Origin of the sequence: Microcoleus sp. A2-C3 (genome assembly GCF_036706065.1) — a bacterium.
In the GTDB taxonomy this organism is placed as follows: Bacteria; Cyanobacteriota; Cyanobacteriia; order Cyanobacteriales; family Microcoleaceae; genus Microcoleus.
On the sequence record NZ_JAUBVX010000061.1, the window covers coordinates 1 to 22,401 of the forward strand.

Here is a 22,401-nt window from a genome sequence, read left to right on the forward strand (position 1 = left end):
GGTGCGCTGGATAATACCAGCCATCGACTCTACCAGTCAATGTCCGAAGCAATAGCTGGAGTCGCCCAGAAGCCTACGCTATACTGTACTCAGTTGGCGTAGGAGTATGTCACTTTCAGAATATACCCAGGCGATGATGTTGGGTTTAGTTTGGCAAAACCAGCCTCAAAGAATCTATATAGCTGGTTTTGGTGGTGGGAGAATTCCGTTAGTTATGTACCACTATTTGCCGGAAACTATTATAGAATGTGCTGATGTAGATGCGATCGCAATTTCAGCAGCTACACAGTGTTTTGGAGTGCAGTTCGACGACAGACTAACCGTCGCAATCCAAGATGGGAGAAAATACCTAGAACAGCAAAGCGTAAACATTCGGTATGATATAATTATGACCGACGTGTTTTTTGGCAACGGCTACTCTTCGCACCGACTGGCAACCAAAGAATTTTATGAACTTTGCAAAAAACACTTGTCAACCGCCGGAGTTGTGCTAGTAAATCTGCTACAAAGAGATGAGTTTTATGCCCAAAAGGTGAAGACTTTTCAAAGTGTGTTCTCTCAGGTATGCGTCTGCCCTTGGAAGGATATTAATAGTGTTTTAATTGGGACTAACGGCCCTATTTTAGAGAAAAATGAGATTGTTTCCAGGGCAAAATATTTGCAAGATGGGCATGAATTTTCGTTTTCCTTAACAGATAGAGCACTTGAGGTCAAAGTAGGTACAGAATTAGCTGAAATTATACCTAATTTAGATAAAGCTGAAATTTTGACCGACGATTCGCCGCCCGCCGGTTATTTTGATTGCTGGTTATTTTGATAAGTAAGTGGTTACAAATAAACATGAGATAGGTTGGGCGGGTTTTGCACTTATTTAGTCGCTTGTATCAGAGATTTTTAGCTAAACCCGCCCCTACAAGATACTATGTTTTTTTGCCATTACTTACTTATAATCTATCCTTTGATATATTCAGCCATTTGCTTTTCTAGGCGATCGATCAATGTATTGACATCTGTTGCTGCGAGTTCAAAGCAATCAGGAGGTGCGGGGTCAATTTCAAACAAAATTAGCTTGATTTCACCTTCGCCGATCGCCAAAATCGCCACCTCTTTCTCCGGTTTGTGAGCGTTTAGCACTCCTAAAATTTCCTGAATATGACTTTTAACTTGACGGTTTAACTCTTCAACAGCCTCTTTTTTACAGTACACGAAGCGTGGCGTTCCGGCAATATCAATGCCCAAAATATCGTCGCTTTCCTCTCCCCTTTCCTGAAACAGCCCCCAAGCTAAAGCCGCCAATTCTTGTTTGTTGGCTGCCACAAATTTATCTAACTTGCGGCGCCAGTTGTTTTGTTTTTTTTGTTCTGAATCAGGGCTACCAAATAAATACATTTTTTCTCTTTGCTTGTAGAAACTAATATTTTGCAGTCATTGGTCATTAGTCATTAGTTAGGTGTTAGCGGTTAGGTTTCAAATTCCCAATTCCCAATTCCCAATTCCCAATTCCCAATTCCCAACAGCGCTGCGTTTCTATTTTATACCAGATTGCACGCGCCAGAGCGACGCATAAACTCCGTCATGTTCGATCAGTTGTTCGTGCTGCCCCGATTCTACCACTTGCCCCTGTTCCATGACAAAAATACAATCGGCATTGCGGACAGTAGAAAGACGGTGGGCGATCGCAATTGTAGTGCGATTCTTGGTAATTCGTTCGAGCGATCGCTGAATTGCCGCCTCAGTTTCGTTATCCACTGCTGAAGTAGCTTCATCCAGAATCAAAATCGGCGGATTCTTCAAAACAGCCCTCGCAATCGCAATACGCTGCCGCTGTCCCCCCGACAATTTTTGACCGCGTTCCCCTACAATAGTGTTGTAACCGTCCGGCAATTGTGCGATAAACTCGTCAGCTTCCGCAATTTGAGCAGCATTTACTATCTCTCGATCAGTTGCTTCAAAACTGCCGTAAGCAATATTTTCAGCAACCGTACCGTGAAATAAAAACACATCTTGACTCACCAATCCGATCGCTCTCCGCAAATCTTTTAAATTCAGATTAGTTAATTCTATCCCATCGAGATAAATCTGGCCGTACTGAACCTCGTACAGCCTCAAAATTAATTTTACCAGCGTACTTTTTCCCGAACCAGTCGCGCCTACAATCGCCGTAGTTTTTCCCGCCTGCAGAGTCAGGGAAAAATACTGTAAAATCGGTTTTCTTTGATTGTAAGAAAAAGTAACATTTTTAAATTCTAGCTCACCCTTAATCGAACTCACCGGCAGCCGAATATCACCCGTGCGAATTGCGATCGGCGTATCCAACAAATTCATCACCCGATTAGTAGAAGCCATTGCCCGCTGGTAGCTATCCATAGTATCACCCAAGCGAGTCAGAGGCCACAGCAAGCGCTGAGTCAAAAACACCAAAACGCTGTAAGTACCCACCGACAACTGGCCTGCTACCACCTGCAAGCCGCCCAGAAATAGCGTTGCAATAAACCCCAAAAAAATCACAATCCGAATCAGCGGAATAAAAGCAGCCGAAAGTGCGATCGCCCGTTGGTTACTTTGGCGGTAAGCTTGGCTTTGGCTTTCTATACGCTGAGTTTCATATTCTTCGGAAGTAAAACTTTTAATAGTAGTAATTCCAGTCAAATTATTCGACAGTTGCCCGTTCAAAAAACTCACCTTTTCCCGCACATCAGCATAGAGAGGAGCGAGGCGATTTTGAAAAGCGAGCGAACCCCAAACAATAAAAGGTATCGGCAGCATTGACAGCCCAGCAACACCAGGAGAGGCAGCAACAAAAGCCGCCCCAATCACAACAACAGTGGTAATTACCTGAATCACCTCATTAGCGCCGTCGTCCAAAAAACGTTCGAGTTGATTGATATCATCATTGAGAATAGAAATCAAACCACCAGTGCTGCGCTCTTCAAAATAAGCTAATTCTAATTCTTGCAAATGGCTGTAAGCTTCCAGACGCAAATCGTGTTCAATATCCTGAGCCAAATTGCGCCACAAATAATCATAGGCATATTCAAAAATAGATTCCAACGCCCAAACAATCGCGCTCACAAAAGTGATGATTGCCAGTTGCCAAAAGACATCTTTGATGCCCCACTGAGCGAGGATAGAATCTTGCTGTTTCACCACCACATCAACAGCAATACCGATTAATGCTGGCGGCGCCAAATCAAAGAATTTATTCAGCAGCGAACAGATACTAGCCAGCCAAATTTTCAGGCGGTAGCGGCGCCCGTACTTTAGCAGCCGCTTCAGGGGATGGACAGGTTTTGATGGATTTGGTGACAATTGAGGATGGGGATAATTGGACAAGATAGGACGTACGGTTGAAACCGCGCCTAGAAAAACGTAGGCGTTAGCCTTCCCGGAGGGTAGTCCGCCGACGCGGACTGAAGAAAACAACGTAATTTCAACCGCCTGCTCTTTAACCCGCGGAGGCGGGTTTTGTTTGTGTAGACGCGGTTTTAACCGCCCAGTCTTCTTTAAACGTTAACACTGGCTTCATTTTAGCGACTATCCCCACCATTTGCGCCTCAATTTGTACGTCAATCACCGGTTGAATCGGCTTGTACGCCGCCGTTGCTGCTTCGATTCAAAACGGACGCAGAGACAGAATAAGACGGCTTTGGTCGCGTCAGTAAGCGAAGCTTGACATACCCCAGCCTAAAGGCATGGGGATTCTTTCTTCGCAGGGATTCCGACGAATTTACCCTATGCTTTTTCAAGAAATACAATTAAAGCCGTCCTAGAAGGACGGGGCTTGTACCCAATTTTTCGGTCAATAATCACCGCACATAAGAGGTCGGTGAGTATGTCAAAGATAATATCGAACCGTCGTGACAACCCGACTTTTTTTAGCTAACAAAGCCGCCTTCAAAAAGAAAGCAGTTTGATTGTGCAGCAGTCCCTCCCACCAATTTCGCGTCACAAACGCCGGAATAATCAGCGTTAAGAACACTCCCGGCCGCTGTTCTTCAAACAAAGTCAAAAAGTGAGTTAAAGCCTCACCAACAGAACGATAAGGCGATTCCAGAATTTCCAAAGGAATGTCAGATTGCAAATCTTGCCAAGCCGCTTGCAGTTTTGCGCGATCGGTCAAACCAATATCCACATGAACCGCCACAACTTCATCAGCAATTAAACGAGCATAATCCAGGGCGTCGAAAGTTCCCCGGTGCAACTGCCCGACTAACACCACTGCCGGATGTTTCACCACCTTAACTTTAGGTCTGGGAGGATAAGATATAGGTTCTATTCCCTGAATGCTCAAGCGAGCGGCTACATAGCGATAGTGTCGGTTAATCGCTAAAAATAGACTAACTACGATCGGAATAGTTACTACCACAACCCAAGCTCCCAAAAGGAATTTGGTAGCGACAATTACAGCCAAAACTCCCGTGGTTGCCACTGCACCAATACCGTTCATCACAGCGCTAGCTTGCCAACCTTTACCTCGCTCCTTAAACCAGTGAATTACCATTCCCGATTGCGACAGAGTAAAAGAAGTAAAAACCCCAACCGCATACAGCGGAATTATTGCAGTGGTATCACCTTGGAAGATGATAATTAACAAAGCCGCGCAGAAGCTGAGCAGATTAATGCCATTAGAATAAACTAGCCGATCGCCCAACAGCGACAACTGCCTCGGTAAAAACCCGTCCCGCGCCAAAAAATAACAAAGTCGTGGAAAATCCGCATAACTCGTATTCGCCGCCAACAGCAAAATTAACAGAGTTGCGATCTGCAAATAGTAATAAAATATACCGACACCAAAAATCTGTTTTCCCAACAAAGAAAGCAGCGTTTCATTTTCTCTGGGAATCACTTGATAAATATGAGCCAAGTAACTAATTCCTAAAAACATCACCCCCAGAATTACCCCCAAATAAGTTAAAGTCAGGCGCGCATTCTTCCATTCAGGAGGTTTAAAAGCCAACACCCCGTCCGAGATTGCTTCAACTCCAGTCAGGGCAGTACAGCCCGCCGAAAAAGCGCGCGCGATCAGAAACAATCCCAAAGGTTCCTTAGCTGGAATATTTTCTAAAACCGGCAAAAGATGACCTGTTGCCTGTTGGAATAAACCGCAACCAATCAAGATAAAAATGCCCACAATAAACGCATAGGTGGGAACCATAAATATCTTGCCAGATTCCCGCAGTCCCCGGAGATTGGCAAACATGATCAGGACAATACAAACTAAGCACAGTTCAACGGTATAGGGCAGCAGCGAGGGAACTGCTGAAGTCAAGGCCGCAATGCCAGCCGAAATACTCACAGTTACGGTGAGGATGTAGTCAATCATCAGCGAACCTGCTGCGATCAAACCGGGATAAGTACCCAAGTTTTCTCGCGCCACAATGTAAGCGCCACCACCGTTGGGATACGCTTTAATTGTCTGTCGGTAAGACAGCGCCACGATCGCCAATAGTAAAACAATAATTCCAGAAATAGGCAGCGATAAACTCAAACTGCTGCTCCCGGCTAGTAACAGCACCAGCAGAGTTTCTTGAGTCGCGTAGGCAACAGACGACAGTGCATCGGAAGCAAGAACAGCCAGTCCTGTAGCGTTGCTCAGCCTTTCGTGAACAGATGCGCTGGTGGGGAGAGATTCACCCAGTAAAACTCGCTTAAGCCGAGAATAAGTGTACATTAAAACTCAATATATAGGCGTCCACAAATCATAATCGAGACGGGGGACAGTTTTAAGCAATTTTTGGCTCACAAGTTGTAATTATCTCTCGCTTGTTGAGTCAGCTTCAGCTTCTGTTCGAGAGCTTGCCAATTTTCAGTCTCGATATCGCTGATGAACTCGTCGAGACTGTCGCGGTAAATAGAGAGCGATCGCAATAATTGCTCTCGATTGTACTTGGCCACCATCACTCCGAGCTCAGGGTTGCCACCCCCAACGCGGCTCGTGTCCCGAAAACCCGAACTCGCCAAATGTTGCGCTAAATTCACAATATCTCGATCGCCCTCTCGATCGCACGCAGCAACCAGCGTCGCACTAGCCATCAACGGCAAATGAGAAATCCAAGCCACAGCTCGATCGTGCTCTTGGGGGCCGCACCGGTAAACTTTAGCACCCAACAACCGCGCAATTTCCTCAACCTTCTCCACCGCCGCCTCTGGAGTCTCAGCAGTCGGCGTCACCACGTAAGGCCGCCCCACAAACAAATCCCTTACCGCAGCCTCAATCCCGCTTTCAGTAGTCCCCGCCATCGGGTGTCCCCCGACAAAATTCGGCCACAGATCAGATACAGCCTGCACTATGGGTGTTTTTACGGAACCGACATCCGTTAGGATAGTATCAGGGGAAAGATGGGGAATTAATTTTTGGACGATCGACTCGATCGCTCCTAACGGCGTGCAAATAAAAACCAAATCGGCTGCTGCCATCAGAGACAGGTTTATGCTGGCTTCAGAGACCACACCGCGTTCTTGCGCGCGATCGCAAGTCTGCTGGCGGCTCGAAACCCCCAAAATATTCAACCCGCGCGATCGTAAATCCAGAGCGATCGAGCCACCAATTAAACCAAGTCCGACAATACCGATATTCATTAGCAATAAAATGGGGATACTTTGATACGGTGCCGCCCCCATGACAGTCGAGGAACTCCTGAAAAAATATGCCGCCGGAGAAAGAAACTTTGCCGGAATCAACCTGACTGAGGCCAACCTCAGCGGCGTCAACTTGAGTGGAGCAAACCTCAAGGGTGCGAATCTGAGTGTAGCAAACCTCAGCGGAGCCAACCTCAGCAAAACTAATCTCACCGGTGCCAAACTCAACATCGCCAGACTCAGCGGCGCCCATCTAGGCGGCGCCAACCTCACCGACGCCGACCTCAACGTCGCCTACCTAGTCCGAGTTGACCTGAAACAAGCCATACTCATAGGAGCAAAACTGATCAGAGCCGAGCTAATTCGAGCCGAACTCAGCGGAGCCAACCTCAGCGGAGCCAACCTCAGTGGTGCCACCCTCACCGAAGCCACCCTCCGAGGAGCCAACCTCAGCGGAGCCAACCTTCGAGGCGCTCACCTCAGCGGTGCGTGCTTGACAGAAGCCAACCTCGAACAAGCCAACCTGCAAGGCGCCGACCTCAGCCGAGCCGACCTCAGCGGCGCAGACTTGCGAGGGACAGAACTCCGACAAGCCAACCTCACTCAAGCCATACTCAGCGGCGCCGACCTCAGCGGCGTCAATTTGCGCTGGGCCATCCTCAGCGGCTGCAACCTGCGCTGGGCAGACCTCAGCGAAGCCAAATTGAGCGGCGCCGACCTCAGCCGAGCCGACCTCTGTCACGCCAACTTGCTCAATGCCAGTTTAGTTCACGCCGACCTGTCAAACGCCTATCTGATCCGCGCCGACTGGGTTGGAGCCGACTTAACCGGAGCCACCTTAACCGGAGCCAAACTCCATGCAGTTTCGCGGCTCGGCATCAAAACCGAAGGCATGACCTGCAAATGGGTTGATCTGAGCCCCAACGGCGACCACAGCCAAATTTACTGGTTGAACTCTGGAGGAACCCACGAATTTTTTCACGAAACCTTGCCCACAGTTAGGATTGTGATTGATTCGCCGTTAGACCAAGGCGCTCATTTTGCCCTAGCTGCAACTTATTATCAAATTTCCCAACAATACCCGAGTTTAAGTCAGCCACCGACGATCGAAGTCAGCTCCAGGCGCACCGTACTCGCCTTTAAAATGGACAGCGACGATAAATTATTTGCCACCGCTTACGTTGCCATCATTCCTTTTAACGACGGCGCCACAACTCAAAAAAACCTCATAGCTTTGATGAAAATGATTCAATCCCACGATGCAGGCAAACTCAACGTCAAAGAATCCAAACACGTTCAGTTATGCAGCAAAGCTCTCAACCAAGCTATCAGCAAAGTAGACCAAATTAAGATCTCAAGTTCTTTTCCAAAAATCGGTGAAAGCATCAATTTTTTTCAAATTCCCACCCAGATGATCTTAATTAATTCCCGCGACCAAAGACTCAGCGTATATCACCACCCAGCCTTCGGCAAGCGCCTGATTAAAAAATACGACCCGAACAACTCAGGCACAGGCAAGTTAACCGAAAGCACAAAATTGGGTCAAGCTAATATCACAACCATTTTGGATTTTATAAAAGGCTTCCACAATATAGATGTCTAGGCATATTGCATCAAGTTACAAAAAATGCTTATTCTATTTTAAAAGTTGGCATAACAAAGCTTTGTTCTAGCTAACACATCAGGGAAATTCAAAAGCATGGACGCCGAAGAACTCATCGCCAAATATGCCGCAGGAGAAAGAGACTTTACTGCCATCCTCCTGTGCGAGGCCAATCTCAGCAGGATCGATCTCAGCGGGGCTAATTTCAGCGAGGCAATCTTGAGCCTCACCAACATGAGCGGCACCAATCTGTCAAACGCCAACATGAGAAAAGCTAAACTCAATGTTGCTAGACTCAGCGGTGCCAATCTCAACAAAGCCAACCTCAACGGCGCTATCCTCAACGTAGCTAACTTGATTCGGGCCGACCTCAGCGAAGCCCAACTCGTCGAAGCTACATTGATCAGAGCCGAACTGATCAGAGCTGACCTCAGCGGTGCAAATTTGAGCGGTGCAAACCTCAGCGAAGCAGATTTGAGAGAAGCAACCCTCAGAGAAGCCAATCTAGAGCAAGCCGACCTCAATGGGGCTCACCTCAGAGGCGCTTGTTTGACAGCGGCCAACTTGGAACGGGCTAACTTGCACAGAGCCGATCTCAACAGGGCAGACTTACGAGGAGTGAACCTCTGTAATGCCGAACTTAGACAAGCTAATCTGTCTCAAGCCAACCTCAGCGGCGCTGACTTGCGAGGCGCTAATCTTCGGTGGGCTGACCTCAGCGGGGCGAACCTGACGGGCGCTGACCTCGATGAAGCGAGATTGAGCGGGGCTAACTTGTACGGGGCAAATTTGAGCAATGTCAACCTGTTGAACGCTACTCTGGTACACGCGGATTTGACTCAAGCGAATTTGACTCACGCTGATTGGGTGGGCGCAGATTTGACGGGGGCTGCACTGACTGGGGCAAAAATTTACGCGGTGTCGAGGTTTAATCTGAAAGCTGATGATATCACCTGCGATTGGGTGGATCTGAGTCCTAACGGCGATCGCAGTCAAATTCAGCGCTTTACCCCACAAGAATCTCAACGGTTTTTTAATGCTACACCGCCGACAGTACAAATTATTGTCGATCGACCCCTCGACCCCGACGCTAACTTTGTCCTCGCGGCTACCTACCGCCAAATTGCCAGTCAATACTCAGGTTTGAGCAATCCTCCCAGCATAGAAGTTAATTCGCGCCGCACAATCATATCATTTAGAATAGAGCAGGACGAGCAACTATTTTCCACAGCTTTTGTTGCCATTATTCCCTTTAGCGATGCGGCATTTACTCAAAAAAATCTCATGACTCTAATCAAGATGATTCAACCACAAAACGGCAATAATCTAGGCGTCAGAGTCTCAAATTTGGTAGTGCAATTGAACGTCGTTATGACCAAAACAATTAGAAAAATAGGGGAAATAAAAATTCAGCCGATTCGCCTCGATCGCGAACCGATGTCGAGTTTTTTCCAATCGCCTACCCAAACCATACTGGCCAACTCCAGCGCCGAAACTTTGATGGTTCACTATCACCCAGACTTTGGCAGAAACTTGACCAATTTGCCTGGAGTCAACAAAACCTCGATCGGACCGGCAATTAAAGCCCAAAGATTCACAACCCCGCCGCTAAATACGGTGGTTGAGTTTGTCAAAAGCTTTTATCAGCTCGGTGAGTAAATAGTATTGAAAAATCCATTAAATATATTTTATATTTATGCCACATAAAAGTTAGTCGATCGCTCTTTCAGTCAGGTAAAAATAATGGAAGCTGAAGAACTTCTCAAACGATTTGAAATTGTCAAAAGATACACAGAAGGCGATCGAGATTTCACGGGAATCAACCTGAATGAAGCTAATCTCAGCCGCATCAACCTCAGCCAATCAATTTTAAGAAAGGCTAGCTTATTTGTCACCAACATCAGCGGCGCTAACTTGAGCGACGCTGACTTGAGCGATGCTAACCTGAATGTGGCTAGACTCAGTAGCACCAATCTCTCGCGGGCAATCTTAAACGGGGCTAGTCTCAACGTAGCAAACTTAGTGAGAGCAGATTTAACCGCAGCTCAATTAATCGGAGCATCCCTGATTAGATGCGAATTAGTCCGCTGCGAACTCAGCCAAACTAACTTCAGCGGCGCTAACCTGAATGAAGCAGATTTAAGAGAGGTAAAACTGACGCAAGCTAACCTCAGCGGTGCTAATCTTTCAGGTGCAAATCTTAGAGGTGCTTCAGCAAAAGAAGCTAACTTTCAAGAAGCTAACTTACACGGCGCGGATTTGATGAAAGCAGAACTTAACGGCGTCAATTTGAGCAATGCCGATCTGAGACAAGCTTCTTTGCAGGAGGTAAATCTTAGCGGTGCCAATTTGAGCGGAGCTAACCTCAAATGGGCTGATTTGAGCGGAGCTAACCTCAACGGCGCAGATCTGATCGATACTAAATTCAACGGAGCTAACCTCAGCGGAGCAGATTTAAGAAATACTAATTTAGCCAATGCTAGTTTGGTTCACGCTGATTTGACAGAAACCAATTTGATTAACGCTGATTGGGTGGGCGCAGATTTGACTGGAGCAACTTTAACTGGGGCAAAAATGTATTTAGTACCCAGGTTTGGTATCATCGCAGATGATATTAATTGCCAATGGGTTGACATCAGCCCCGCAGGCGATCGCTCTGCGATTCAACAATTTAATTCGCCGTCTGAAGCGAGAAAGTTTTTAAATCATACGCCGGGGTTAGTGCGAATTGTGGTTGACGCACTTTTAGACCACTCAGCAAACAACACTTTAGCAACAGCTTACGGCGAAATAGCTAGGCATTACGGAGCCATGAGCCGTCCTCCCAATATTGAAGTTGGCTACCGCCGGACAACTCTGACTTTTAGATTTGATAGCGACGAGCATTTATTGCCAGCAGCTTTTTTAGCGATTGTTCCTTTTGAGAATGCCTTAGAAACTCAGAAAAATGTGGTGGCGGTTGGCAAAAGTATCGCAAATCAAAATTTGGGAAAAAAACGGATAGTACAGTTATCTAAAGCATTGAATGCAGCAATGGCTAATTTAACTGATGTGAAAAAAATGCTGGAAAAAACAATAAATGCTGGTCAGAAAACAAATTTTTTTCAGTCACCTACCCAAACTATTTTAATTAGTTCGGGCCAGGAAAGTTTGATCGTGCAGTCTCACCAAAATTTTGGTCAGCGAGGCGGAAATAATCAGGATACTAAATTTAGTTTGCCTGTGGGTAAAAAAGTAGTTGATTTTCTGGCAAGTTTTGATTATGTTGATTGAGCAATATCAAGTGTGAAATCGATTGATTGAGGTAGATGTCCATAACTCGCTGCTCCGCTTTTTGCGATCGCACTCCGAGCCGCACTGGCCCCACCATTTAACGATGGCGCGACTGGTGGCGCGGGCTTTGCGCTTGGGGCGGAGCGCTCTGATCCAAACGGGGCTGCCGGCGGGAGCTTACCGACAGCGTTATCGAGTCAGCTATTTGATGCCGATTTTGATGTGGCCGAAACCTGTGATTTTAGTGGCGCCGACACCGCTGCTGGAACATTTGCGGGTGGTGGAAATTCCGCGATTGCAAGAGTGGCTGCAAACTGATAAGCCGATCGACATTTACTCCCATAATGCCGCGGGACGAGGATTGATGCTAGCAGATCCTGACTCTTGGCTGGCGGCTCGCTTGGGGGGGAATTCGGAACTTCACAGCAATATTCCGATAATTATCGACGGTGTGGATGATTTGGAAGTTTGGACGCGCCAGCAATTGACTGCTGGTTTGGCACCGGCTGACTGGAATGATTTAATGCAATCTCGGCCAATGCTGGCGGATGAAATTAGAGAAGTGCGGGTACTGCTAACGCGGGCTGTGTTTCTGCATCCAGCTAAGCCTGACGAGTGCTATTTGCTGGAAACCGCAGAGCAAAATATTTTGGAGGGGCTGCTAGCGAGGATCGAGCCTAACGGGCTGATTCCGGCTGCTTGGAGCAATTTTTGGCATCGCTGGCAAACTAACGGCAGACTGCGGTGGGCGCAAATTAATCGATCGGGCGGCTCTTTTTCTCTTTACTGCGCGCCGTTGGAGGTGGCGGAGGTTTTGAGTAAAATTTGGTCTGCCGTGCCTGTGGTGTTGATTGGCTCTGCGGTGGATGTGGAACAGAAGGCTCCGATCTTCCGGCAAATGATGGGATTGCCGGAGTTGACGAGTGTGAAGTTTTCGCCCGATCGACAAAACGAATTAATTCAACTGTACATTCCCAACTGGCTGCCACTGCCGAATACGCCGGAATTTCAGGGAGTTTTAATTCAAGAAATTCGGACTTTGCTGTTGATGAGTGTGTCGGTGGCGGGTTTAACGGTGTTGATTGTGGGTGATGTACCGCTGAAGGCGAGGCTGGCGGCGATTTTGGCTTCTGAGTTCGGTACGAGGGTGCGGGTGGAAACAACTGATGTGGGGGAGAATGGGATTTTGGTGACTGGGTGGGAGTTTTGGCGGGAATATCAGGGGGAGTTGAGCGCGCCTCATTTGCTGGCGATCGCTACTTTGCCGCTACCCTCTTTGGAGAATCCTTTGGTGACGGCGCGTGTGGCTGATTATAAGGAGCGGCGCTTAGATTGGTTTCGGTTGTATTTGCTGCCGGCGGCGCTGAATGAGTTGCAGCGGGCGATCGCGCCGGTGCGAGAACGTCAGGGGGTTGTGGCGATTTTTGACAGTAGGGTGATTCACCGCAGTTACGGGCAGCAGGTTTTAGCGGCGTTGAGTCCGTTTGCGAGGATTAATTATTTGGATACGACTTGGCTGACGCAGGCCTGAGATGACGTGTTGGCGTATAATTTGGTTGGTTATACAATGGAAATCTGATTTAGCAGACAAAAATTATGGGTGAAGCTAAGCGTCGTAAAGAGTCGATCGGCGACGAATTCGGTAAAGAAGAGCGCATCGTTTCCTGGCTACCAATCACGAAAACCCAAAGCGAGGATTTTGTGAGGTGGACATCTCGCGGAAGCTGGATCGGGATTAGTCTGTTGGTTGGTTGGTGGATTGTGGTGCGGTTTGTTGGCCCTGCGGCGGGTTGGTGGGTGGTTGATTGATGGCAGACTCGACAAATGCCTGTATTCTTGGCATTGTGTCGAGTTTCACTCGGAAACCAGCGGCTGAATTTTTGGGGAAAATTTAGTTGCACATTTGGAGTTAGTATGTTATGTTAGTTATCTTAGGGCGATTGGCACAGTGGTAGCGCGCTACCTTCACACGGTAGATGTCACAGGTTCAAATCCTGTATCGCCCATCGAATTTATTCTGTTAATAGTTCTGGCTCATTTAGCATAAGTCTAGCTTACTGATTTATTATTAATTTAGTGAAGTAGCTTCTTTGCAGTAGCATACTCAAAGTAAAAATTAAGGGAAGTTGTAGATATATACTTAGTTGTGTGTAATAGTTTTTTGATTGATTTCTTTTCACTCAAATCATCTATTAGGATTAAAAATTGCGGAAGGCTAAGAAACCAACAGTCATAGAATGGAAACTGTTCTTGTCTTGGATTTAAACTTTTAAGGTCTTCATGTTGTTTTAAAAATTTAGGAAGCGTTTTATTAATTTCTGACTTATCAATAACTTCCTTAGCGTTTGCTGAATCAGGTGCATCAATACTACTTGTAGATAGCATTAGTTGTAGAAACTGATACAATAAATTGCGATCTTGAAATCCTCCAAAATCTAGTAGAGTAAGCGTAACTCTTTCAATAGAACGTCCATTAAGCTCTAATCTATATTTATTATTTGGTTCCTTGTTCGGTGTAAGTTCTAAATATCCTTGGGAGCGTATTATAATTTCGTGCCATCCAAGTTGAATCTGAGAATCTAGAAGGCTACCGGCCAAATCAGCAAATATAGCAGCATCACATCCACCTTTAGCATTATTTCTTAATGATTTCTTCTTGATTTCGATAAAGATGATGGTATCATCAGACTCAATAATAATATCGCATTCTCCCTGTTTCCTAGATGTTTGATATTTACGGCTATCTACGGAATAATCGCCATACCTATACTTAATTTTTAGAGTTTGTAATTGCTGTTTGACAAATATTTCAAGATAGTCTCCGATCTTGTTGTGAATTTTATCTGGTATATTTATCTTGTTTAATATATCTACAAGAGCTTCATAAAAAGCTGGAGAACACCAAGATCGATCCATCAATACATATTCACCTCTATCTAGTTTTAGCAAAGGCTTCAAGAAAAAAGTGTTCTTTTTATCTCTAAAGTCAGTGGGTATTTTATATTCTGAATTAGCTTGATTATGAGAATGGCAATAAATATCTAAAATTGTTTCAATTACTGTAGTATCTAAGTCAGGTAATTTATCTTTAACTTGTTCTTTAGTAAATATAATTGGAGATAATCTATCAACATCTATGTTAAGTATTGCTTCAGCCACTAAAATTGCTTGTTCAGGAATCCATCCTAACTGTACTTGAATTTTATTAATATCATCTACATTAATTAAACTAAATAAACCTCTCAAAATTCTTGGTACATCTGAGGGACGTTGTTGATTTAAGCAAAATATACTGTCATATACAGCGATTTCCTGCAAAAATTCTGATAAGTTGTCTAAGGTTTTAAAGTATAGTTGGAAATAGTTATATGGTTGAACATCAAAAACAGATGTAAAACTTTTGGCTAATTCTACCATCCGTTCCCAATTTTGTTTTGGATTCGGTGATAAAATAGGAGATTTTTCCAAGTATTTTACAGATAAATTCAAAAGATAACCTATAGGTATCTCAGGTTGGGTATTATTATTATACGCCTCAAACCTACGCACTAAATGATATCTTTCTTGTTCGGGATCGTAGAAGTTTTGTATTAGAGAAAATAAACGTCTTGCAATTTCCAGCCCACCAATTAATTGTATATCACATTCAATAGCTCGTGCAATTTTTTCTTGTTCTGATTCCTCAATACAAATTTTGCCATCTTTCACTTCTAACTTATAACCATAATTTCTCAAAACCTTAGCTGAAGAAGCAACCGAAAACTGTCTTAAAAACAGTCTTTTCAAATATTCAATATCTAAACCATTACTTTCTCCGCATATAGCATAGTAATCCTTGACGTTACGAATAGCTCTACGCCACTCTTCTTCAGATTCAGACTCTAAAGGTAAAATTTGATCGTTGATGTTGATCACCTCTAAAATCCTATTTAAAATACTTAAATATGGCTCTAAAGGCTGATCGTCTAGAATATAGCGTATAATTACTTGATCCCTTAATCTGTAAAGATATATTGCTTTTGATTCTCCTGGAACTAAATATCTTTGAATTCGATCGCTAAGATGATTTATCATTTCATCTTGTGATGAAGAAGTAGTATAGGGAATTCTATAATGGTTATATAAAAATTCAAGATCTTCTATATCATTATCGTTGAAACTTATACTAGAGTCTGTGGTGTCCACTAAATCTTTAAACTTTTGTTCTGATAACATTTTCACACCTAGGTTAATACTATTTGGATATTTTGCCGTTTCTCATACACATCAGATTACGCTCTAACGCCACCAATTGCGCGTTGTCGCTACTTTTCTACCATAAATCCCCGAAAATAGAATTGTTTACGGCTAAGTGATAATCTAATACTGATTCCCCATTATTCAGTTCAACTTGTCCTCCAATCCAGATTTGATCGATACTTTCAGGTACATCGATAGTTTGTATAATCTGACTTAAACTTTTAATTGAAAAAGTTAAGACATTCGTATGTAACTCCAAAATTAAAATCTTGATACAATCGCGATATTTATCAAACTTAGGAGCCGCACGTTCAATGAGTTTAGCTACTTGCGATTTTATTTGGGGGTATAAATCTTTTATTTCTTGTTGATTATAAAATTTAAATGGGTTTTTCAGACTACAACAAATACCCGACTCAATAGGGGCATCCTCTCGGTCTATCTCTGGTATTCTGAAGAAGCTCCATAACGGTGATTCATCCGTGGCAATTCCTTCTGAATTCTTAATCCATGCTTCATGCTCAATAACTGAGCTTGCTATTTCATTTGCCAACCTAATTACTTCTCTCTTATTAGTTGGCATATCTACATTATTAATCTCAAGCACATAAAGATCGTCGGAAAAAGTGCTTATTACTTGATTTGTAAATGTCTTGGTAAACTCATGCCAAAGTTGGTGATGTCTGATATGGTCTGAAGTCCATGAGAACGCCTTACGCTCAATTACCATCCGTGCATCGCCATCACGAAGTAAAATCTCCGGTTCTGGAGTTGTACGATTATCGTTTTCAGGAAAGGATTCTAGGATGTAGTGTGTAGTATGAATGGAGTTATAAATATCTACAAAGTCTTTAAGATTCAACCACTCATTTTCATTGCTTGGGGGGAGACATCCAAAGGGGTATAACCAATCAATTTCATCCATGTATCAGCCTCTGTGTTCTTCTATACTTTAAGAGTGAGAGCCGGGAGAGTTGGTAGACGTTTCCAATGTTGGGCGCTTTGTAGAACAAAAGTAGTATACCGTATTGATTCCAATTACCTTCAAATTAAACGCCTTGCGAATATTCGACTCCGACAACTGCACGTTTCCCCCCACGCAACTCTTGCCTCACTGTACGCTCTAACGCCACCAGTTGCAAGTCCGTCACCGCTTGCCCGTTGCGAATTGCTCCAAGCAATTGTCTGGTGAGTCTCCACAATCTCCCACACCTTCGCCTCAACTCGTTGGTGGTATTCCTGCTTGAGCGTGCATTAGACTATGTTCAACAAGGTCAAATCCCCGATCGCCCAAAACTCCCATTTTTTACTACAAATATACTACAATAAGAATTTAGCTCGTGTCTCCGCAGGAGGTTTCCTCGTGACAAATCCCAATCTTCCCCAAAATTTCAACCTAATCGTGCCCGCAGGAACCCAAATTGTCACCAAAATTGAGGTCAAAAACCCCGGTGGAGACAAATCTTGGAAACAAGGCGCAGTAGGTGTCATCGTCAAATCGCCTACAGACAATTCCCACGCCTATTTAGTCAAACTCCCAGACGCAACACAAGTTAGCCTGCGACGACACGAATTCAGCATCCGCAAACAATTTCAAAGCGAAGGATTAGAGTTGGGAGGAGATTTTCTCGCGGAATATAACCTCTATGATTCTGTGATTTACCGCTGCGTTGTTGGTTCGAGAGCTTACGGTTTGGATAACGAGCAATCCGATACAGACAGGCGCGGGATTTACCAGCCGCCGGCAATTCTTCATTGGTCGCTTTATGGCATTCCAGAACAATTGGAAAATAAGGAAAATCAAGAATGCTATTGGGAACTGCAAAAGTTTCTGGTTTTAGCGCTGAAAGCTAATCCCAATGTGCTCGAATGTTTGTACACTCCTTTAGTAGAAAAGCTTTCTCCTGTCGCAGCAGAATTGCTGGAAATTCGCGAAATCTTTCTGTCGCAATTGGTTTATCAAACTTACAATAGTTATGTGTTGTCGCAGTTTAAAAAAATGGAGCAAGACCTCCGCACTACTGGGGGAATTCGCTGGAAGCACGCGATGCACTTGATTCGGTTGCTGTTGTCAGGAATTACGGTACTTAAGGAGGGGTTTGTGCCGGTGCGGGTGCAGGATTTTCGATCGCAACTTTTGGCTATCCGCAATCAAGAAATATCCTGGGATGAGGTGAATCGCTGGCGGTTGAGCTTGCACGCAGAGTTCGATCGCGCTTTTGCAGATACTAAGTTACCAGAACGTCCTAATTATGAGCAGGCTAATCTGTTTTTGATTAAATCGCGTCAAAGTGCGATCGGAAGTTGACATTTGTTTGCAGAAATCGGCGATTGAAATCGCTTCTACACAAACAAAGTCCGCCTCCGCGGACTGAAATAATTAATAATTTTTATGTATGAATTTTGAAAATTTATGGTAGGATACATCTCTGAATTAGTCAAAATTATCTCCGATCGACCTTACCCGCTGTTATTTGCAACTGTCAGCGGCTCGCACTTATACGGCTTTCCTTCCGCAGATTCTGACTTCGATTTGCGGGGAGTACATATCTTACCGCTACCAAAAGTAATTGGACTAATTTCGGGAGACGAAACAATCGAAGTTTCGGAAGTTCGGGAGAAAATGGAACTCGATTTAGTCACTCACGATATTAAGAAGTTTCTGGAGTTGCTGTTGAAGCGCAACGGCTATGTCTTGGAACAACTGTATTCGCCACTTATAGTTTACAGTAGCGAGGAACATGAGGAGTTAAAGGCTCTCGCCTCGAACTGCATTACCAAGCACCACAGCCACCACTATCTCGGTTTTGCTCACACTCAATGGCGTTTGTTTGAGAAACAAAGCCCGCGTCGGGTTAAGCCGCTGCTGTACGTTTACCGCGTGTTGCTGGCGGGGATTCATTTGATGCAAACGGGGGAAGTTGAGGCGAATTTGGTTAAGCTTAATGAGAAGTTCCAGTTACCGTATATTCCTGATTTGATTGCTCGCAAGTTGGCTGGGGCGGAAAAGTCGGTGCTGGAGGATACAGATATTGCATTTTATCACCAGGAGCGCGATCGGCTAATTAATGTATTAGAAGAGGCAAGTTTTACCAGTCATTTACCATCAAATCCTGATGCAAAAGTTGCTCTAAACGATTTTCTGGTAAAGGTGAGGTTGGCATCTTTTAACTAAGTTGTTTCATGTGTAAATTGCAGGTGTGGGACGGGCGGGATGCCCATCCCACAATAGTTTTGTGAGCTTTTTTTATAAAATGAGATACAGTAAAAGTATTGTCCAACCCTTGCACCATCAGAGGTAACAATGCAAATCACCTTGAGTCCATATCAAACCCAAGTCCTTGAAGCTTTAGTAAAGCACGGTCAATATTCCTCCCTTGAAGAAGCAATTAACACAGCCTTGCTATTATTGATTGACGACATTACTTTATCCGATAGCAGCAACAACCCAAACTATTTAGCTTGGGCTGAAGAAACTCGGAAGAAAATCGATATAGCACGAGAACAGGCGCAACGTGGTGAGTTGCTCAATGCAGATGATGTATTAGCTCAACTTAGAGATAAGGTGAAAAAAGCCAGACAAGTAATAGTATGAATCGCTTGCTAATTACAATCGAGGCGATCGCTTTCAATCTCTCATCTACCTGAGAAAAGCGATATCTAGGGCTTGCTGAAAAAGTCCACAAATCGAATCTAGGTGCCAAACAGCTTGAAAAATGGGAGATTCGGAGATGGGTTCCCAAATTTACTCCACAATTTTCCACCGAAATCCAAGGATTTTGAGCCGAAAAACGTCATAACCTTGCACTTTTTTGTGTTTAAAAGTCTTGAAACCGTTGGCAGTCATAGCTTCTACTTCTATTCAGCAAGCCCTATCTAACTCCCTCCGTTGCCGCGACTTCGCAACTGATCTAATAGATACTGCCAGATTTGTTCAATTCTTTCTTCAATTTGTTCGATCCGGCGTTCAACAGCCATAAAGTTAGCTTTGAATTCGGCAACGTCGATGGCGAAAATTTCTGATATTTTGGTAACAGCAGAAGTTAGGGCGTCGGTTCTTTCTGTTAACAAGTTGATTTTTCCTGTTAACAGGCTGATTTGCTGCTGGGATTCCTGCTGTTGTACGGCTATCTGATTAATGCGATCGGTTAACTGGTTAATACGATCGGCTGATTGCTGTTGCGATGTGGCAAACTGCTGTTGCGATCGCGCGGTTTGTTCAAGAATAGCCTCAATTCTGTCTAGGCGATCGGTCATTTGCTTATTTCCTCAGTGTTTGCTGATTTACTCCGCTTGGGCTTTGACTTGGGCGAGGTTTCGTTTTTAGATGGGCTCTTATGGCTGATTTCTGGCGTGTTTTCTGCAAGCCAGTTTTCTACGAGTTCCAATAAAACCTGGTTCATAGAAGCATTTTGGTAAGCACAAACCCATCTAAAGCGCGATCGCAAATCGTCATCGCAGTAAAAGCAGAGCTTGACTGGCTTATCTTTATCGCTATCGTTCATAACTTGTACTCGTGTCACTGTTTCTAGAGTGACACTAATGCCAGCTTTGTTCTATAGCAATTCTAGCTATTTAGTGACTTAGCGTCAATAGCGCTATAGAGTCAATATGACAGATTTTTTAGTCCGCGGAGGCGGACATCGTTTGTATAGCAGCGGTTTCAACCGCCGAGTGTTTTCTTATTTCTCGTACCTGCGCGGCGTGTACACCCAAACATCTCCTGCATATTTGCGGGGAATAATCCGAGTTTGACTCGAACCAACAATTACTAAAGTTCTCATATCCGCATCTTCCGGCTGGAATTCGCCCAACGTACAAACGCGCACGGATTGGCCTGGCCTGCCGAGGTTTCGCCCCAATACAACCGGGGTTTTAGGATCGCGAGTTTGCAACAAAATCTCGATCGCCCTTCCCAATTGCCAAATCCGCTGTTTCGAGATTGGATTGTAAAATGCCATAACTAAATCCGCCTTTGCAGCCGCCGAAATCCGCTGTTCTATGACCTCCCAAGGCTTGAGAATATCCGAAAGCGAAAGCACACAAAAATCGTGTCCAAGGGGTGCTCCGATCGCAGCAGCGGCCGCCTGCATCGCAGAAATCCCCGGTGCTACTCTCAGATCGATGCCTTGCCATTCGGGTTTGCCGTCAGAGTCGATCGCCTCAAACACCGCCGCAGCCATCGCAAAAATCCCCGGATCTCCCGACGAAACCACGGCTACAGATTTGCCGGATGCAGCTAAATCTAGGGCAAAACGGGCGCGATCGATCTCTTCGCGGTTGTCGGAATCGTGCCTGTTTTGTCCTTCTCTCCGTGTTCCGGCTAAGTCTAGATAGAACTTGTAACCCACCCAATCGGTGGCTTCGCGCAAAATTTGCTTAACTTCCGGGGACATCCAAGGCGCGCCTCCGGGCCCGGTACCAACGATCGCCAGTTTGCCACGACTAATGCCGATCGCGCTTACATCAATCGGTTTTGCAGCCAGGGCGATCGCGCAACTAAAGGCGTTTGTGCGATCGTACCCGATTAATTGACTGTTTGCACCTGCTGCACTCAGGGCAATTTGGGCGGCTGTGACATCAAAATTGGCATTATATTCTATTAATTTAACTGAGTCGAATTCCACTAATTCGGGAAGATTCAAAAAACGCACGGGAACTTTAAAAAATTGACTAATTGCTTCTAAAGTTGGATTTCCCATCTCATGTTTTAAAGCAAAAAATCCGGCAACTGAGGCTGCTGCTAAATCTGCATTTTCTAAGATTTGCTGCACGAAGGAAACTGCTATTTCCGGCTCGATATCTGATAGCTGCGTGAGTGCAAATGCCACAATTTGCGGATGGTAAACTAAACAGTCGGCGGTTGGTACAATTGCTTTTTCCGTGACGCGGATGGTTAATTTGGCTGACGGGGCGATGGGCAAATTGCTCTCCAAAAGCCAGCTTGCTACTTCTTCTAGCTTTACTTTCGCCCCGGCGAGCAAATTTGAAATAAAAGTCTTCGCGTCCTCTGGATTCGCCAAATAATAGCCTTGGGGAGGACTCAGCAGCGCCGTGCGAAACCGGATATCTCCCGTCGTGGTGATGGCGGGCTGTACGCCGAGGGCTGCTGCAATTTCTCTGGCTAAGTCGTTGACTCCGTGTAAACCTCCCAGCAATGGTACAACGGCGCTTCCATCTTCGGCGACGGCTAAGACTGGGGGTTCGGCGCGTTTGTTTGACAGCAGCGGGGCGAGGGTGCGGATGATGATGCCGGCGGCGCAGATGGCGATGATTGGGGTTTCTGTTGCGAATAATTCCCGCAGTGTTTCGCCGAAGTTGCTAAAGTTGATGTCTGTGTCGGATGTGCGATCGACTAAACCGTAAATCTGGGAACCGGGGAAGACTGCGGAGATTGTTTTGGCGATCGGCAGGCTGTTTTGACCTAAGATAACTATTGCGGGAGTAACTCGATTCACGGTTTTATATATGGCTGTGTTTGGATTGGTTTAATTATTTTAATCTGTTGTTACTTCAATAAGACATATTTGACGAACCGCGAAGGCGCGAAGGAAGAGAAATAAAAGAAGTTGATCATATTTTGTGTCTATCAGTGGCACAGGCATCTTGCCTGTGAATTTATGGAATTATTTGATCATATTTTGTGTCTATCAGTGGCACAGGCATCTTGCCTGTGAATTTATGGAATTATTTGATCATATTTTGTG

At 45.0% G+C, this 22,401-nt stretch carries 19 protein-coding genes and 1 tRNA gene; 10 read left to right on the forward strand and 10 right to left on the reverse strand.

Annotated features, from left to right (window positions below; all coding sequences use genetic code 11):
• The first annotated feature begins 106 nt into the window (after window positions 1-106).
• Window positions 107-817: a spermidine synthase gene (locus tag QUB66_RS25015; protein WP_332970077.1), complete on the forward strand. Its 711-nt coding sequence runs from the start codon at window positions 107-109 to the stop codon at window positions 815-817.
• Between the two features lie 134 nt (window positions 818-951).
• On the opposite strand, the gene ccmS is transcribed toward QUB66_RS25015, so the two are convergent.
• From ccmS to QUB66_RS25035, 4 genes are all read right to left on the reverse strand, one after another.
• The gene (gene ccmS, locus QUB66_RS25020; protein ID WP_332970078.1) at window positions 952-1,389 is read right to left on the reverse strand and encodes a beta-carboxysome assembly chaperone CcmS; all 438 of its coding nucleotides are present in this window, start codon (window positions 1,387-1,389) and stop codon (window positions 952-954) included.
• Between the two features lie 138 nt (window positions 1,390-1,527).
• Complete coding sequence (locus QUB66_RS25025) at window positions 1,528-3,336, reverse strand: ABC transporter ATP-binding protein (protein WP_442923324.1); 1,809 nt, start codon at window positions 3,334-3,336, stop codon at window positions 1,528-1,530.
• Window positions 3,337-3,835: 499 nt separating this feature from the next.
• Window positions 3,836-5,671 carry an APC family permease gene (locus tag QUB66_RS25030; protein WP_265237260.1) on the reverse strand — a complete coding sequence of 612 codons (1,836 nt, stop codon included), beginning with the start codon at window positions 5,669-5,671 and terminating at the stop codon, window positions 3,836-3,838.
• 68 nt (window positions 5,672-5,739) lie between these two features.
• Window positions 5,740-6,579 carry a prephenate/arogenate dehydrogenase gene (locus QUB66_RS25035; protein WP_332970079.1) on the reverse strand — a complete coding sequence of 280 codons (840 nt, stop codon included), beginning with the start codon at window positions 6,577-6,579 and terminating at the stop codon, window positions 5,740-5,742.
• A gap of 40 nt (window positions 6,580-6,619) precedes the next feature.
• On the opposite strand from QUB66_RS25035, the gene QUB66_RS25040 reads away from it, so the two are divergent.
• From QUB66_RS25040 to QUB66_RS25065, 6 genes are all read left to right on the forward strand, one after another.
• The gene (locus QUB66_RS25040; protein ID WP_265237264.1) at window positions 6,620-8,182 is read left to right on the forward strand and encodes a pentapeptide repeat-containing protein; all 1,563 of its coding nucleotides are present in this window, start codon (window positions 6,620-6,622) and stop codon (window positions 8,180-8,182) included.
• A 96-nt stretch (window positions 8,183-8,278) separates the two neighbouring features.
• A complete protein-coding gene (locus tag QUB66_RS25045) occupies window positions 8,279-9,841 on the forward strand; it encodes a pentapeptide repeat-containing protein (protein ID WP_265237266.1) in 1,563 nt (520 codons plus the stop codon).
• An 84-nt stretch (window positions 9,842-9,925) separates the two neighbouring features.
• Entirely contained in the window at window positions 9,926-11,455 is a 1,530-nt protein-coding gene (locus tag QUB66_RS25050) for a pentapeptide repeat-containing protein (RefSeq protein ID WP_332970080.1), read from the forward strand.
• 22 nt (window positions 11,456-11,477) lie between these two features.
• Entirely contained in the window at window positions 11,478-12,986 is a 1,509-nt protein-coding gene (locus QUB66_RS25055) for an ATP-dependent DNA helicase (protein ID WP_332970081.1), read from the forward strand.
• A 65-nt stretch (window positions 12,987-13,051) separates the two neighbouring features.
• Entirely contained in the window at window positions 13,052-13,264 is a 213-nt protein-coding gene (locus tag QUB66_RS25060) for a DUF2839 domain-containing protein (RefSeq protein WP_332970082.1), read from the forward strand.
• Between the two features lie 125 nt (window positions 13,265-13,389).
• Window positions 13,390-13,461: transfer RNA gene (locus tag QUB66_RS25065), tRNA-Val, on the forward strand.
• 67 nt (window positions 13,462-13,528) lie between these two features.
• Here QUB66_RS25065 and QUB66_RS25070 read toward each other — a convergent pair.
• The 3 genes from QUB66_RS25070 to QUB66_RS25080 all read right to left on the reverse strand — a co-directional run bounded on the left by QUB66_RS25070 (window position 13,529) and on the right by QUB66_RS25080 (window position 16,896).
• Window positions 13,529-15,670 (reverse strand): hypothetical protein, encoded by a 2,142-nt coding sequence (locus QUB66_RS25070; RefSeq protein ID WP_332970083.1) that lies wholly within the window; start codon window positions 15,668-15,670, stop codon window positions 13,529-13,531.
• Between the two features lie 97 nt (window positions 15,671-15,767).
• Window positions 15,768-16,619, reverse strand: a complete 852-nt coding sequence (locus tag QUB66_RS25075; RefSeq protein ID WP_332970084.1) for a hypothetical protein — start codon at window positions 16,617-16,619, stop codon at window positions 15,768-15,770.
• A 124-nt stretch (window positions 16,620-16,743) separates the two neighbouring features.
• The gene (locus QUB66_RS25080; RefSeq protein WP_332970085.1) at window positions 16,744-16,896 is read right to left on the reverse strand and encodes a hypothetical protein; all 153 of its coding nucleotides are present in this window, start codon (window positions 16,894-16,896) and stop codon (window positions 16,744-16,746) included.
• Between the two features lie 59 nt (window positions 16,897-16,955).
• Between QUB66_RS25080 and QUB66_RS25085 the strand changes: the two genes are divergently transcribed.
• The 3 genes from QUB66_RS25085 to QUB66_RS25095 all read left to right on the forward strand — a co-directional run bounded on the left by QUB66_RS25085 (window position 16,956) and on the right by QUB66_RS25095 (window position 19,289).
• Window positions 16,956-18,002: a nucleotidyltransferase domain-containing protein gene (locus QUB66_RS25085; protein ID WP_332970086.1), complete on the forward strand. Its 1,047-nt coding sequence runs from the start codon at window positions 16,956-16,958 to the stop codon at window positions 18,000-18,002.
• Between the two features lie 105 nt (window positions 18,003-18,107).
• Window positions 18,108-18,869, forward strand: a complete 762-nt coding sequence (locus QUB66_RS25090) for a nucleotidyltransferase domain-containing protein (protein ID WP_332970087.1) — start codon at window positions 18,108-18,110, stop codon at window positions 18,867-18,869.
• A 129-nt stretch (window positions 18,870-18,998) separates the two neighbouring features.
• Window positions 18,999-19,289 (forward strand): hypothetical protein, encoded by a 291-nt coding sequence (locus QUB66_RS25095; RefSeq protein WP_332970088.1) that lies wholly within the window; start codon window positions 18,999-19,001, stop codon window positions 19,287-19,289.
• 281 nt (window positions 19,290-19,570) lie between these two features.
• Here QUB66_RS25095 and QUB66_RS25100 read toward each other — a convergent pair whose 3' ends face one another.
• The 3 genes from QUB66_RS25100 to cobJ form a co-directional block, all read right to left on the reverse strand.
• Entirely contained in the window at window positions 19,571-19,951 is a 381-nt protein-coding gene (locus QUB66_RS25100) for a hypothetical protein (protein WP_332970089.1), read from the reverse strand.
• Window positions 19,948-20,199 carry a plasmid partition protein ParG gene (locus tag QUB66_RS25105; protein ID WP_332970090.1) on the reverse strand — a complete coding sequence of 84 codons (252 nt, stop codon included), beginning with the start codon at window positions 20,197-20,199 and terminating at the stop codon, window positions 19,948-19,950. Before QUB66_RS25105 ends, QUB66_RS25100 begins: the two co-directional genes overlap by 4 nt.
• Window positions 20,200-20,376: 177 nt before the next feature.
• Entirely contained in the window at window positions 20,377-22,152 is a 1,776-nt protein-coding gene (cobJ, locus tag QUB66_RS25110; protein WP_332970091.1) for a precorrin-3B C(17)-methyltransferase, read from the reverse strand.
• Between the last annotated feature and the right edge of the window lie 249 nt (window positions 22,153-22,401).

Coding starts and splice junctions, on each gene's coding strand:
- QUB66_RS25035 (WP_332970079.1), bottom strand. CDS start 6,579: ATGAATATCGGTATTGTCGGACTTGGTTTAATTGGTGGCTCGATCGCT.
- QUB66_RS25030 (WP_265237260.1), bottom strand. CDS start 5,671: ATGTACACTTATTCTCGGCTTAAGCGAGTTTTACTGGGTGAATCTCTC.
- QUB66_RS25060 (WP_332970082.1), top strand. CDS start 13,052: ATGGGTGAAGCTAAGCGTCGTAAAGAGTCGATCGGCGACGAATTCGGT.
- ccmS (WP_332970078.1), bottom strand. CDS start 1,389: ATGTATTTATTTGGTAGCCCTGATTCAGAACAAAAAAAACAAAACAAC.
- QUB66_RS25090 (WP_332970087.1), top strand. CDS start 18,108: ATGGTAGGATACATCTCTGAATTAGTCAAAATTATCTCCGATCGACCT.
- QUB66_RS25095 (WP_332970088.1), top strand. CDS start 18,999: ATGCAAATCACCTTGAGTCCATATCAAACCCAAGTCCTTGAAGCTTTA.
- QUB66_RS25050 (WP_332970080.1), top strand. CDS start 9,926: ATGGAAGCTGAAGAACTTCTCAAACGATTTGAAATTGTCAAAAGATAC.
- QUB66_RS25040 (WP_265237264.1), top strand. CDS start 6,620: ATGACAGTCGAGGAACTCCTGAAAAAATATGCCGCCGGAGAAAGAAAC.
- QUB66_RS25045 (WP_265237266.1), top strand. CDS start 8,279: ATGGACGCCGAAGAACTCATCGCCAAATATGCCGCAGGAGAAAGAGAC.
- QUB66_RS25070 (WP_332970083.1), bottom strand. CDS start 15,670: ATGTTATCAGAACAAAAGTTTAAAGATTTAGTGGACACCACAGACTCT.
- QUB66_RS25105 (WP_332970090.1), bottom strand. CDS start 20,199: ATGAACGATAGCGATAAAGATAAGCCAGTCAAGCTCTGCTTTTACTGC.
- QUB66_RS25100 (WP_332970089.1), bottom strand. CDS start 19,951: ATGACCGATCGCCTAGACAGAATTGAGGCTATTCTTGAACAAACCGCG.
- QUB66_RS25085 (WP_332970086.1), top strand. CDS start 16,956: ATGTTCAACAAGGTCAAATCCCCGATCGCCCAAAACTCCCATTTTTTA.
- QUB66_RS25015 (WP_332970077.1), top strand. CDS start 107: ATGTCACTTTCAGAATATACCCAGGCGATGATGTTGGGTTTAGTTTGG.
- QUB66_RS25075 (WP_332970084.1), bottom strand. CDS start 16,619: ATGGATGAAATTGATTGGTTATACCCCTTTGGATGTCTCCCCCCAAGC.